11 protein-coding genes and 1 pseudogene are annotated in these 13,493 nt (G+C 53.4%); 7 read left to right on the plus strand and 5 right to left on the minus strand.

Annotated elements, in window-relative coordinates; genetic code table 11:
• Nucleotides 1–157: 157 nt before the first annotated feature.
• Nucleotides 158–967, minus strand: a complete 810-nt coding sequence (yidA, locus tag AAH450_RS16705; RefSeq protein ID WP_342911212.1) for a sugar-phosphatase — start codon at nt 965–967, stop codon at nt 158–160.
• Nucleotides 968–1,161: 194 nt separating this feature from the next.
• Between yidA and AAH450_RS16710 the strand changes: the two genes are divergently transcribed.
• Nucleotides 1,162–1,743: a helix-turn-helix domain-containing protein gene (locus tag AAH450_RS16710; RefSeq protein ID WP_342911213.1), complete on the plus strand. Its 582-nt coding sequence runs from the start codon at nt 1,162–1,164 to the stop codon at nt 1,741–1,743.
• Nucleotides 1,744–1,800: 57 nt separating this feature from the next.
• Here AAH450_RS16710 and gyrB read toward each other — a convergent pair whose 3' ends face one another.
• The 4 genes from gyrB to dnaA all read right to left on the minus strand — a co-directional run bounded on the left by gyrB (nt 1,801) and on the right by dnaA (nt 7,964).
• Nucleotides 1,801–4,209: a DNA topoisomerase (ATP-hydrolyzing) subunit B gene (gene gyrB / locus AAH450_RS16715; protein ID WP_342911214.1), complete on the minus strand. Its 2,409-nt coding sequence runs from the start codon at nt 4,207–4,209 to the stop codon at nt 1,801–1,803.
• Nucleotides 4,210–4,226: 17 nt separating this feature from the next.
• Nucleotides 4,227–5,312, minus strand: a complete 1,086-nt coding sequence (recF, locus tag AAH450_RS16720) for a DNA replication/repair protein RecF (RefSeq protein WP_342911215.1) — start codon at nt 5,310–5,312, stop codon at nt 4,227–4,229.
• Between the two features lie 152 nt (nt 5,313–5,464).
• Nucleotides 5,465–6,565 (minus strand): DNA polymerase III subunit beta, encoded by a 1,101-nt coding sequence (gene dnaN, locus AAH450_RS16725; RefSeq protein WP_318788975.1) that lies wholly within the window; start codon nt 6,563–6,565, stop codon nt 5,465–5,467.
• Nucleotides 6,566–6,569: 4 nt separating this feature from the next.
• Nucleotides 6,570–7,964 (minus strand): chromosomal replication initiator protein DnaA, encoded by a 1,395-nt coding sequence (gene dnaA / locus AAH450_RS16730; protein ID WP_342911216.1) that lies wholly within the window; start codon nt 7,962–7,964, stop codon nt 6,570–6,572.
• Nucleotides 7,965–8,569: 605 nt separating this feature from the next.
• Here dnaA and rpmH point away from each other — a divergent pair.
• The 6 genes and pseudogenes from rpmH to AAH450_RS16760 all read left to right on the plus strand — a co-directional run bounded on the left by rpmH (nt 8,570) and on the right by AAH450_RS16760 (nt 13,460).
• The gene (gene rpmH, locus AAH450_RS16735; protein WP_003849659.1) at nt 8,570–8,710 is read left to right on the plus strand and encodes a 50S ribosomal protein L34; all 141 of its coding nucleotides are present in this window, start codon (nt 8,570–8,572) and stop codon (nt 8,708–8,710) included.
• Nucleotides 8,711–8,727: 17 nt separating this feature from the next.
• Nucleotides 8,728–9,087 carry a ribonuclease P protein component gene (gene rnpA, locus AAH450_RS16740; protein ID WP_034889333.1) on the plus strand — a complete coding sequence of 120 codons (360 nt, stop codon included), beginning with the start codon at nt 8,728–8,730 and terminating at the stop codon, nt 9,085–9,087.
• A pseudogene (gene yidD, locus AAH450_RS16745) lies at nt 9,051–9,309 on the plus strand (membrane protein insertion efficiency factor YidD). Before rnpA ends, yidD begins: the two are co-directional and overlap by 37 nt.
• Before the next feature lie 2 nt (nt 9,310–9,311).
• The gene (gene yidC / locus AAH450_RS16750) at nt 9,312–10,955 is read left to right on the plus strand and encodes a membrane protein insertase YidC (protein WP_318788973.1); all 1,644 of its coding nucleotides are present in this window, start codon (nt 9,312–9,314) and stop codon (nt 10,953–10,955) included.
• Nucleotides 10,956–11,039: 84 nt separating this feature from the next.
• Nucleotides 11,040–12,404 (plus strand): tRNA uridine-5-carboxymethylaminomethyl(34) synthesis GTPase MnmE, encoded by a 1,365-nt coding sequence (gene mnmE / locus AAH450_RS16755; RefSeq protein ID WP_342911217.1) that lies wholly within the window; start codon nt 11,040–11,042, stop codon nt 12,402–12,404.
• A 315-nt stretch (nt 12,405–12,719) separates the two neighbouring features.
• Nucleotides 12,720–13,460: a 4'-phosphopantetheinyl transferase family protein gene (locus AAH450_RS16760; RefSeq protein WP_342911218.1), complete on the plus strand. Its 741-nt coding sequence runs from the start codon at nt 12,720–12,722 to the stop codon at nt 13,458–13,460.
• The last annotated feature ends 33 nt before the right edge of the window (nt 13,461–13,493 follow it).

The raw sequence follows: 13,493 nt of genomic DNA on the forward strand, positions 1-13,493 counted from the left end.
AGCAGCTGCATTGTAGTACCTTAAATGCAGGTTGTACTACAATCCAGATCACAAAACAGACAATCGTCTCAGAGGATGTTTTCTCTTCAGGAGGGCTTAAAAGGAGATAAAACTGAGGAGGGCTGCCCCGGCTTAGCCAGGGCAGTAAGACAGGCAGTTACAGCGTAAACTTCTCTATGGCGTGCGCCACGCCATCTTCCATATTGGTTTTGGTAACAAACTGCGCTATCGCTTTTACCGACTCTATGGCATTCCCCATAGCCACGCCGGTTCCGGCAAATTCCAGCATCGCCAGATCGTTCTCCTGGTCACCAATCGCCATCACTTCCTCGCGGGAAAGTCCCAGCTTATCGGCCAGCGCCTTAACGCCAGCGCCTTTGTTGACCTGCTTGTTCAGAATTTCCAGATAATAGGGAGAACTTTTCATAATGGTATAGCGATCGCGGGCCTCCTGCGGCAGACGCGCAATAGCCTGATCCAGCGCTTCGGGCGGATCGATCATCATTACTTTTGGGAAAGTCATGGCGGGGTCCATCTCCTCAACGGCACGGTAATGCAGAGGAATGCCGGTCAGGTAAGATTCATGGACGGTGTAGGGGCTGATATCTTTGTTCGCGGTGAACAGCTGGGATTTGGTCAGCGCCTGGAAATGGACGCCAAGCTCCCGCGCCAGCTTTTCAAAATAGAGATAGTCATCATGCGTCAGCGTCACTTCTGCCACGCAGTCGCCGGTGGCGGCTTTCTGTACCAGTGCGCCATTATTGGTGATGCAGTACTGCCCCTCCAGCTGTAAATCCAGCTCCATCAGATAACGCTGCACGCCGATAAAGGGGCGCCCCGTGGCCAGAACAATCGCTACTCCTTTCTCGCGCGCGGCGTTGATCGCCTGCTTCACGCCTGGGGTAACTTCATGTTGTGGATTCAGCAGGGTGCCGTCCATATCAATCGCAATCAATTTTATTGCCATAACGTCCTCGTCAGCTCAGGGTTTATTCTCATGCTAGCGCGATTCAGCTCACATTGACCAGCGTGATGCACTGCCGCTGTCGTTAACAGCGGCAAAATCCATATTAAATTGGCACTAAAAATGGCTGTTTTACGTGTGTAGAGTTTAACCAGTTATGACAGAATCAGGTTGCGAGACATTCAAGGAGGAAACATATGAATATTGTCATCGTGAGTAAAGACAGCTTTTTCATTTCAGGAGTGATCGGCTTAATTCAGGAGGCCTGGTCGCCGGGGATCGACAGCCCGGTATTTCTGATAGCAGACGAGCACAGGTCATTACTGGTGCCCGATATTGTTATCACCGATGTATGCAAAATGACCGCTATTTCTCTCCATCCAAAGCTGTCAGGGCCAGCTCGGGATAAGGATAATGTGAGGGAGCGTTACGTCTCCTTCTTTCTGGCGGCGCAGTGCCCTGACGAATTAAGATCCTGCTCGCAGCATCTGATTCGGCTTAAAAAGAGGGATTCTGTCCGGCAGCTCCAGAAGCTGGTCAGACGTTTAAACACCCCCGGTTACGCCAAAGAAAATCATAATGCCGTTGTATTAAGCAGGCAGCAGGCAATGGTGGTGAAATATACCCGACTTGGCCTCTCTCTCACCGACATCTCCAGGGTCACCAATCTGAGCATCAAAACCATCAGTACCCATAAACGCGCCTTAATGCGCAAGCTGGACATAAAAAATAACAGTGATTTTTACCGTTACGCGCTGGTGAACTCCACCTCACGCTGAAAAAAGCATAAAAAAAAGGCAGATCCGGAGATCTGCCTTTTTCATTGTTCGCTGTTATCAGATATCGATGTTGGCTGCCCGCAGCGCATTCTCTTCGATAAATGCACGACGTGGTTCTACCGCATCACCCATCAGCGTGGTAAACAGCTGGTCAGCCGCAATGGCATCTTTTACCGTTACACGCAGCATGCGGCGGCTGTCCGGATCCATGGTGGTTTCCCACAGCTGCTCCGGGTTCATTTCGCCCAGACCTTTATAACGCTGTACAGAGAGACCACGGCGTGACTCTTTCACCAGCCAGTCCATCGCCTGCTCAAAGCTTTCAATCGGCTGACGACGTTCGCCACGTTCGATATAGGCATCTTCTTCAATCAGGCCGCGAAGCTGTTCACCCAGTGCACAAAGCTTGCGATACTCGCCGCCGGTCACGAATTCAGTATCCAGCGCATAGTCAGTATCTACACCATGAGTGCGGATACGAACAATCGGCTCAAAGATATGGAGTTCCAGATTCTCGCGTACCAGCCCGGAGTAAGAGCTACCGTGCTGCTCTTTCTCGTTCAGCATCGCTACCAGACCGTCAGTCCAGCTCTGCACCGGTTCCTGTACCGAAAGATCGCTCAGCGTTGAGTGATAGATCAACGAGTTAAGCAGGGCTACCGGATAACGGCGCTCCATACGTTTGATCATCTTACGGGTGCTGTTGAACTCCGCCACCAGGTTTTCCAGCGGTTCACCAGCCAGAGGTGGCGCTTCTGCGTTGGCATGCAGCGTGGCACCGTCCAGCGCAATGGCTATCTGGTACTGATCCATCGCGTCATCATCTTTAATGTACTGCTCCTGCTTGCCTTTCTTCACTTTGTAGAGCGGCGGCTGGGCAATATAGACATGACCACGTTCAATGATTTCCGGCATCTGACGATAGAAGAAAGTCAGTAACAGCGTACGGATGTGCGAACCATCAACGTCCGCATCGGTCATGATGATGATGCTGTGATAACGCAGCTTGTCCGGGTTGTATTCGTCACGGCCAATGCCGCAGCCCAGCGCGGTAATCAGCGTGGCGACCTCCTGCGAAGCGAGCATCTTGTCGAAACGCGCTTTTTCCACGTTAAGGATTTTCCCCTTCAACGGCAGAATGGCCTGATTTTTACGGTTACGTCCCTGCTTGGCTGAACCGCCTGCGGAGTCACCCTCCACCAGGTAGATTTCAGACAGCGCCGGATCACGCTCCTGACAGTCCGCCAGTTTGCCCGGCAGGCCTGCCAGGTCCAGCGCGCCTTTACGGCGGGTCATTTCACGGGCGCGGCGAGCCGCTTCACGGGCACGGGCCGCATCGATAATTTTACCGACGACGATCTTCGCATCACCCGGATTTTCCAGCAGATATTCTGCCAGCAGTTCGTTCATCTGCTGCTCAACCGCCGTCTTCACTTCAGAAGAAACCAGTTTATCTTTGGTCTGCGAGGAGAATTTCGGGTCCGGCACCTTCACGGAAACCACAGCGATCAGGCCTTCACGGGCGTCATCACCGGTGGCGCTGACTTTGGCTTTTTTGCTGTAGCCTTCTTTATCCATATAGGCGTTCAGGGTACGCGTCATCGCGGTACGGAACCCCACCAGGTGCGTGCCGCCATCGCGCTGCGGAATGTTGTTGGTAAAGCAGTAGATGTTTTCCTGGAAACCATCGTTCCACTGCAAAGCCACTTCCACGCCAATACCATCTTTTTCCGTCGAGAAGTAGAAGACATTAGGGTGAATAGGCGTTTTGTTTTTGTTCAGATACTCCACGAACGCCTTAATACCGCCTTCGTAGTGATAGTGATCGTTTTTGCCGTCGCGCTTGTCTTCCAGCTTGATAGAGACGCCGGAATTAAGGAATGAAAGCTCACGCAGACGCTTGGCCAGGATTTCATATTCGAAATCGGTGACGTTGGTAAAGGTCTGATGGCTTGGCCAGAAACGCACGCGCGTTCCGGTCAGGTCCGTTTCACCGGTCACGCTCAGAGGAGCCTGAGGCACGCCATGCACGTAAATCTGCTGGTGAACTTTGCCTTCACGGCGAATGGTCAGCTCCAGTTTTTCCGACAGAGCATTCACCACGGAAACCCCTACGCCATGCAGGCCGCCGGAGACTTTATAGGAGTTATCATCGAACTTACCGCCTGCGTGCAGCACGGTCATGATCACTTCCGCCGCAGAGATGCCCTCTTCTTCATGGATACCGGTAGGAATACCACGGCCATCATCCTGCACGGAAACAGAGTTATCCGCATGAATAGTAACCAGAATATCTTTACAGTGACCGGCGAGTGCTTCGTCGATGGCGTTATCCACGACCTCGAATACCATGTGGTGCAGACCGGTGCCGTCATCCGTATCGCCGATATACATACCAGGGCGTTTGCGTACTGCATCAAGCCCTTTCAGAACTTTGATACTTGAGGAGTCATAAGAATTCGACATCAACGTTTCTCGCTCGTTTAATCTTCAGGTTGAACCGCTATTTTACCCTGTTCTACGTGGAACATCTTGCCCTTTTCGTCAGCCATGTCGAACACGTGTTCGGCACCAATTGCGCTGACAAAAACCTGGGCATGAGTGGCTTTCAGTCGCGCCGCTAACAGCTGCCGACGCGTTTCATCCAACTCAGAGGCAAAATCATCTATCAGATACAGGCAACGTCGCCCGTTCTGTCGGGTAAGAAACTCACCCTGCGCCAGTCTGAGGGCGCACATCAGCAGCTTTAACTGGCCGCGTGAGAGTAAATCTTCCACCGGCGTCCCGTCGGCACGGATACGAAAATCCGCTTTGTGCGGGCCGCTGGCGGTATAGGTTAGCGCCCGATCGCGTTCAAACTGGCGTTCGAGCAGCTCGCTGTAATCGCTCTCTTTATCCCAGCCGCGCTGGAAAGAGAAGTTCAGCTGAAATTCCGGTAAAAATTGTGCGCAGGTGGCGTTGATATCCGCCGCAATCGCTTCACTGTAGGCTGCACGCCATGTGCTTATCTGTTCGGCCAGCGGAGCCAGCTCCTGATCCCAGGCGCGAATTTGCTGATAGCGGGAAACCTGCCGCAACGCCGCATTGCGCTGTTTCAGCAGCCGCCGGAGATTGCTCCAGGCGGTGAAAAAGCCGGGTTCATTGTGAAAGCAGCCCCAGTCGATGTAAGCACGGCGATATTTTGGCCCGCCATTCAACAGGGTAAAGCCTTCCGGGGTGATAAGCTGCATCGGCAGCATCTGCGCCAGCTCGGCCACTTTATGCCCGTCGCTGCCATCAATCCGTACCTTGCTCTCTCCGGCACGGTTTTTTGTCAGGCCGACAGAAATTTCTCTTTCGGCACCTTCGATGCGGCCATGCAGCACAAAAGCGTCCTGATCGTGCCGGATAACCCGTCCCGCCTGTAGGCTGCGGAATGCGCGACCATGGCCCAGGGTGTAGATCGCTTCCAGCACGCTGGTTTTACCGCTGCCGTTAGCGCCCACCAGAAAATTGAAACCGGGAGCCAGCGCCAGATCCGCATTTTCAATATTGCGAAAGTCTTTGATTAGAAGGCGGGTTAAAGCCATTTGAACCACATCCGGGGCATCTCAGAAACGGGAGAAGGCGCAACTGCCGCCTGACGGCCACTCAGGCTGCCTGGCGACAGAGCTGGAACTCTGCCTCGCGTCCCGTCTCCGTTTCGCGTGGCGCCCCAAAGATATGGGGGCAAAAGTTCTGGTTACAACCTCATTGGCATCACAACGTAAGCCGCGCTCTGACTGGCCGCATCCTCGATCTGTACGCTGGAAACGGAGTCCGTTAACAGCAGACGCACATTCTCGCATTTCAGTGCGTTAAGCACGTCAAGCACGTAGCTGACGTTAAAGCCGATCTCTAAATCGGTGCCACCATAAGTGACGTCCAGCATCTCTTCCGCTTCTTCCTGTTCAGGGTTATTCGCCGTGATCTTCAGCTGATTTTCGCTGATATAGAGGCGAACGCCACGGAACTTCTCGTTAGAGAGAATGGCCGCACGCGCGAAAGCCTGCTTGAGAATATCGCAGCCCGCATCCAGGGTTTTATCGGGGTTCTTTGGCAAAACGCGGCGATAATCCGGGAAACGGCCATCAACAAGCTTGGAGGTAAAGATAAAGTCGCCAACGTGGGCACGAATGTTGTTGCTGCCAATCTGCACCTGGAGAGGCGTTTCGCCGCCGTCAAGCAGACGAACCAGCTCAATCACCCCTTTACGCGGCACGATCACCGAATGGTTTGGCAGCGACTGTCCAACCGGCATAGAGCAGACCGCAAGGCGGTGACCGTCAGTAGCTACGGTACGCAGCTCTTCCCCTTCGGTTTCAAACAGCATGCCGTTCAGATAGTAACGAACGTCCTGATGCGCCATTGAAAACTGCGTGGCTTCAATCAAACGCTTCATGGTGGCCTGAGGAAGGGTGAATTCCACCTCACTTTGCCAGTCATCCAGGTTCGGGAAGTCGCTGGCAGGCAGCGTGGAGAGCGAGAAGCGGCTGCGGCCAGAGCGCACCAGCATCCTTTCACCGTCCAGCATCACGGTGATCTCTGCGCCTTCCGGCAATCCCCGACAAATATCAAAGAATTTGCGTGCCGGTACCGTGGTGGCGCCCGGTTCGTGATCCTGTGTCAGCGCGACACGGGCCACCATCTCCATTTCCAGATCGGTGCCGGTCAGCAACAGGCTGCCTTCATTCACCTGTAGCAGCAGGTTGCCGAGGATAGGTAAAGTTGGCCGGCCGCCCAGTGGACTGCTGACCTGCTGTAAGGGCTTGAGTAAATGCTCGCGTTCTACAATAAATTTCATAGCGTCAGGAGGATAATGTTCTGATTAAATTTGAGAAATCTTCTTTAATATCGTGACTTTCTTCACGCAGCTGCTCGATTTTACGACAGGCATGCAGCACCGTGGTATGGTCACGACCCCCGAAAGCATCACCGATTTCCGGCAAACTGTGGTTGGTCAACTCTTTGGCCATTGCCATCGCCATCTGGCGGGGACGCGCCACCGAGCGGGAACGCCGCTTGGAGAGCAGATCGGCCACCTTGATTTTGTAATACTCTGCCACCGTTTTCTGGATGTTGTCGATGGTGACCAACTTTTCCTGAAGAGCCAGCAGATCGCGCAGGGCTTCCCGCACAAAATCGATAGTGATGGCCCGGCCGGTAAAATTGGCATTGGCAATCACACGGTTCAACGCGCCTTCCAGTTCGCGCACGTTGGAGCGCAGACGTTTAGCAATAAAGAAAGCCACTTCCCCCGGCAGACGGATATCGTTTTCATCCGCTTTCTTCATCAGGATCGCCACGCGGGTTTCCAGTTCAGGCGGCTCGATCGCCACCGTTAATCCCCAGCCAAAGCGGGATTTCAGACGATCTTCCACCCCGTTGATCTCTTTTGGATAGCGATCCGAAGTCAGAATGATCTGCTGATTGCCTTCCAGCAAAGCATTAAAGGTGTGGAAGAACTCTTCCTGAGATCGCTCTTTATTGGCAAAGAATTGAATGTCATCAATCAACAGCGCATCTACCGAACGGTAGTAGCGCTTAAACTCTTCAATGGCATTGTTCTGTAGCGCCTTCACCATATCCTGCACAAAGCGCTCGGAGTGCATGTAGACCACTTTCGCATTTGGCTTACGCGCCATAATGCCGTTGCCTACCGCATGTAACAGGTGAGTTTTACCCAGACCCGTGCCGCCATAAAGGAACAGAGGATTATAAGCGCCGCCGGGATTGTCTGCGACCTGGCGGGCTGCCGCACGCGCCAGCTGGTTTGATTTACCTTCAACGAAGTTATCAAAGTTGTGCTTGGTGTTAACGTTCGAGCGGTAAGAAAGCTCTGCCGGTGCCGGCATGTTGTCCCAGCTTGGGCGCGAAGGCGCCGGACGTGAACCCTGCATCGGCGGGCTGGCCTGAGCGGCGCTCGCCATAACCGGCTGGCTGATCTGCCGTGTCACCGGCTTACTGCCTACTTCAAAACGCAGTAACGGCGTGTCTGCACCGCAGAAATCATTCAGCAGGGCGTTAATGTTATTAAGGTATTTATCCCGAACCCAATCGAGCACAAACCGGTTTGGTGCATACAGGGCCAACGTGTTGTCGTTCAATTCGGCCTGCAATGGACGTATCCACATGCTGAATTCGGTGGCAGGTAGTTCATCCTGCAAACGGGCAAGACACTGTTGCCAAAGCGTAAGTGACACGGCGGACTCCACTCGAAAAAATTCGATAAGAAAAAAGGCGCTGAAGCGATAAATTCATCATTGTTGACGTATGCAGATGAGGCGCATACGAACCGCTGTCCGCGGTTATCCCGCCACTGTTCGACCCGGAGGATCGCAAACGGAAGGGCGGATCATAGCGTAAAGCGAAGCAGAGATCTTCACTTTCTACACAGTTTTGTTCCAATTTATCCACAGGCCCAGAGACGCGGGGATAAGTGTAGGCTTTCGGCCATAAAAGGCATTCAGGATCGTCTGCTTTCGGTGAATTTTAAAGGTGCCGTCACGTTATTATCGCAAACGTGATGTAAGAGGATCGCAAGAAGATCCTGGCCGATCCTTGCGCTTTATCCCAGACGCCGTATAATTCTTGCCCCGGCGTATTGCGCTCTGGCCCAAACCGGCTGGTTTTGCGGTCGAATGGGATATCCAGGCGCGGCTTTTTAACGCGAAGTAAATTGACTCCGGACTGTACAATTATTACAATCCCGCCTCTTTATTAAAGACACACTGAGGCGTCGGTCGGTTTTCTGACCATCAAAACGCGTCACCCAGTGAAAATTTTCCAAGTTTAGGTAGAAATCGCCATGAAACGCACTTTTCAACCGTCCGTACTGAAGCGTAACCGTTCACACGGTTTCCGTGCTCGTATGGCAACAAAAAATGGTCGTCAGGTTCTGGCACGTCGTCGTGCTAAAGGCCGTTCACGTCTGACCGTTTCTAAGTAATAAAAGCTAACCGCTGAGTGGTTAAGCTCGCATTTCCCAGGGAGTTACGTTTGTTAACTCCCACTCATTTCACTTTCGTCTTCCAGCAGCCACAAAGAGCTGGCACGCCGCAAATTACTATTCTCGGCCGCCTGAACTCGCTGGGGCATCCCCGCATCGGTCTTACCGTCGCAAAAAAACACGTCAAACGCGCGCATGAACGCAACCGGATCAAGAGATTGACCCGCGAGAGTTTTCGCCTGCGTCAGCATGAACTTCCAGCAATGGATTTTGTGATCGTGGCGAAAAAAGGCGTGGCTGACCTGGATAACCGTGCGCTGACGGAAGCGTTGGAGAAACTATGGCGTCGTCACTGTCGCCTGGCTCGCGGCTCCTGATAGCGGCCATTCGCGTGTACCAACGCGCGATAAGCCCGCTACTAGGCCCCCACTGTCGTTTCCACCCCACCTGTTCTCAATATGGAATTGAGGCATTGCGCAGGTTTGGGGTGGTAAAAGGCAGTTGGTTGACGCTGAAACGCGTATTAAAATGCCACCCCTTAAACCCGGGTGGCGACGATCCGGTGCCGCCACATAACCATTGATACCAGAGAACATTAACGATGGATTCGCAACGCAATCTTTTTCTCATCGCTTTTCTGTTCGTGTCTTTTATGATCTGGCAAGCCTGGCAGACGGACCATGCTCCGCAGCCTGTGCAGACGCAGACCACGCAAAACACGACAGCAACCGGTGATGCCGCAAACCAGGGTGTCCCTGCCAGCGGCCAGGGCAAAACGATCACCGTTAAGACTGATGTCCTGTCTTTACATATCAACACCCGTGGTGGCGATATTGAACAGGCACAGCTGCTGACTTACCCGGACAAACTGGGTTCTTCACAGCCATTCCAGCTGCTGGAAACTACCCCAGGTTTTCTGTATCAGGCGCAAAGCGGTCTGACCGGCCGTAACGGCCCGGACAACCCGGCTAACGGCGCGCGTCCTCTGTTCACCACCACTCAGGAAAGCTATGAGATGGCGGACGGTCAGAGCGAATTGCGTATCCCGATGACCTACACCGCTGAGAACGGCGTAACTTACACCAAAACCTTCGTTCTGAAGCGCGGTGAGTTTGCCATCAATGTGGACTACCAGATCAACAACACCACCCAGCAGCCGCTGGAAGTGGCGATGTTTGGTCAGCTGAAGCAGACCATCGACCTGCCTAAACACCGTGATACCGGCAGCAATAATTTTGCGCTGCATACTTTCCGTGGTGCGGCTTACTCCAGCAGTGAGACCAACTACGAGAAGTACAAATTCGATAAAATCAGCGATAACGAAAACCTGAGCACCACTACCAACAATGGTTGGGTGGCGATGCTTCAGCAATATTTCGCTACTGCCTGGGTGCCTCGTACCAACGGTACCAATACGCTTTACACCACTAATCTGGGTAACGGTATTGCTGCTGTGGGTTACAAATCTTCCCCGATCTCTGTCGCGCCGGGCTCACAGCAAAACCTGGCTGCCACCTTGTGGGTAGGCCCGGAAATTCAGGACAAGATGGCCGCTATCGCGCCTCATCTCGACCTGACGGTAGATTATGGTTGGTTATGGTTTATCTCGCAGCCGCTGTTCAAACTGCTGAAATTCCTGCACAGCTTTATCGGTAACTGGGGCTTCTCCATTATCGTTATCACCTTTATTGTACGTGGCATCATGTACCCGCTGACCAAAGCGCAGTACACCTCCATGGCAAAAATGCGCATGCTACAGCCGAAAATTCAGGCTATGCGTGAGCGTATGGGTGATGATAAGCAGCGCATGAGTCAGGAGATGATGGCGCTCTACAAAGCAGAGAAAGTGAACCCGCTGGGCGGCTGTCTGCCTCTGGTGATCCAGATGCCTATCTTCCTGGCGCTGTATTACATGCTGATGGGTTCGATTGAACTGCGCCATGCGCCGTTTGCGCTCTGGATCCATGACCTTTCTGCGCAAGACCCCTACTACATCCTGCCGATCCTGATGGGCGTGACGATGTTCTTCATTCAGAAGATGTCGCCAACCACCGTGACCGACCCGATGCAGCAGAAGATCATGACCTTTATGCCGGTTATCTTTACCGTGTTCTTCCTGTGGTTCCCATCCGGCCTGGTGCTGTACTACATCGTCAGTAACCTGGTGACCATTATCCAGCAGCAGCTGATCTATCGCGGCCTGGAAAAGCGTGGCTTACACAGCCGCGACAAGAAGAAAGCGTAATTTGCGCGAATAACCGCAAATAACCCAGTAAAATAAGGCGGTCAGATGACCGCCTTATTTTTTGCCTTAAAAAGAGAGTTAACTATGAGTCACAGCGAAACTATTGTCGCTCAGGCGACCCCGCCAGGCCGCGGTGGTGTGGGCATTCTGCGGGTTTCCGGCAGCCAGGCGTCAGAGGTGGCTCAGGCGCTGCTGGGCAAGCTGCCAAAACCACGCTATGCCGATTACCTGCCTTTTTGCGACAGCGAAGGCAACGCGCTGGATCAGGGCATCGCGCTGTGGTTCCCCGGCCCCAACTCCTTCACCGGAGAGGATGTGCTGGAGCTTCAGGGGCATGGCGGGCCGGTAATCCTCGATATGCTGTTAAAGCGGATCGTCTCCCTGCCAGGCGTACGTATTGCCCGTCCTGGTGAATTCTCTGAACGTGCATTCCTGAACGACAAACTCGACCTGGCGCAGGCAGAGGCAATTGCAGATCTGATTGATGCCAGTTCAGAGCAGGCGGCGCGTTCCGCTTTAAACTCGCTACAGGGCGCTTTTTCGCTGCGTGTAAACAACCTTGTGGAAGCGCTCACTCACCTGCGAATCTATGTAGAGGCAGCGATCGACTTCCCCGATGAGGAGATTGACTTCCTTTCTGACGGCAAAATTGAAGCGCAGCTGAATCAGGTGATAGGCGATCTCGACGAGGTGCGTAACGAAGCCCGCCAGGGTAGCCTGCTGCGTGAAGGAATGAAGGTGGTGATTGCCGGACGCCCTAATGCCGGCAAATCCAGCCTGCTGAATGCGCTGGCAGGCCGTGAAGCTGCCATTGTGACCGACATTGCCGGTACCACGCGCGATGTCCTGCGCGAGCATATTCAGATCGACGGTATGCCGCTGCATGTGATTGACACGGCTGGGTTGCGTGAAGCCAGCGATGAAGTGGAGCGTATCGGTATTGAACGCGCCTGGAAGGAGATAGAACAGGCTGACCGCGTGCTGTTTATGGTCGACGGCACCACAACGGGCGCGACAGAACCCGCTGAAATCTGGCCGGACTTCATTGCGCGCCTTCCGAAGTCGCTACCGATCACCGTGGTACGTAATAAAGCAGATGTTACCGGTGAGCTTCAGGGCTTAACGGAAGTGAATGGTCACTCACTTATTCGTCTCTCAGCCCGCACCGGTGATGGCATTGATGTGCTGCGTAACCATCTTAAAGAGAGCATGGGCTTTTCCGGTAATATGGAAGGCGGTTTTCTCGCCCGCCGTCGCCATCTTCAGGCGCTTGAGTTAGCGTCCACTCACTTACTTCAGGGGCGCGACCAGCTGCTGGGCGCACGTGCTGGTGAACTTCTTGCTGAGGAACTTCGGGTCGCGCAGCAGGCGTTAAGTGAGATTACTGGCGAATTTACCTCTGATGATTTGCTGGGGCGCATCTTCTCCAGTTTCTGCATCGGTAAATAAGCCTGCGCCGCTGGCTGACAATTTTTACTTCTCTGTTTTTGTCACCGCGAATCATACCGGGCCGTCAGGGTTCTTAACCTGACGGCCCGGCTCCCTTCACGCTTGTGGTTGTGCTTCAGTTGCTCACCTTCATCTTTCTGTTTTTCATCCAGACATTTTCTCTTCAGGATCTGAGAGGCTCACTTTTATGGCTCAGGCCGTAAAACATGATCTTTATCTGAAAGTTTTCAATTAAAGAGTAAGAGAGGTGATATTTGCTAAGAAAATTCTTACAATAACAGTGATGAAATTCCGACCATTTTCATGGAGCGACAGATGGCAGGTCATTTTGCACGCCGGACACTTGTCCACGGCACCCCGCTGGTGCCCAGACTCCCCCAGAAACTGATAAATTTTGCCGACACCCTGGCTGAAAAACGCCGAACACGCTATCTCGCCGCCCGTTCGCTGCTGGCTGAACTGATGCTGCGGATTTACGGTATTACGCAACTTCCTGAATTAACCCTTTCCCCCTGTGGCCGCCCTCGTTTTGTCGATGGCGATTTGCCTGACTTCAGTATTGGCTATGCCGGGAGTATTGTTGGCGTATTGCTGGCCGAGGAAGGTGGCAGAGCCGGGCTGGGAATGGAGATTATGCGTGCCCACAGCCGTCAGACGATGGATCTCTTTCTGCGCGATCTCTCTTCGGGAGAGAGAGCCTGGATCAATGCCCAAACCGATCCGGCTGAGGCTGCTACCCAGCTTTGGGCAATGCGCAAAAGCCTGCTGAAGCTGACGGATCGGGCAGAAAACCCGCGTGACTCGCTGCGTTTACACCCCGCCTCAGGCAGATTAAGAGCGCTAAATTTTCCGGATATTCAGGCTGTTTCAGACGTTGAACCCCTGCTGCTCTGGTCCTGCGCCTTTTCGCCGGGCAACGAACGGCTGCATCTTTGGGAGCTTGATGAGAAGGAGAACTGGGTCCGGTTGCAGGAGATTCAGATCAACAAAGCCAATATGGGTGAACGCGTGCTGCGTCTGACCAGCATGCCAGCGGAGAGAATAGGGAGCTGTTGATAACCGGCGTCCGGCGAAGAAAAAGAGAGGGAG

The sequence above is a fragment of the Erwinia magellanica genome (assembly GCF_039023495.1).
Taxonomy (GTDB): domain Bacteria; phylum Pseudomonadota; class Gammaproteobacteria; order Enterobacterales; family Enterobacteriaceae; genus Erwinia.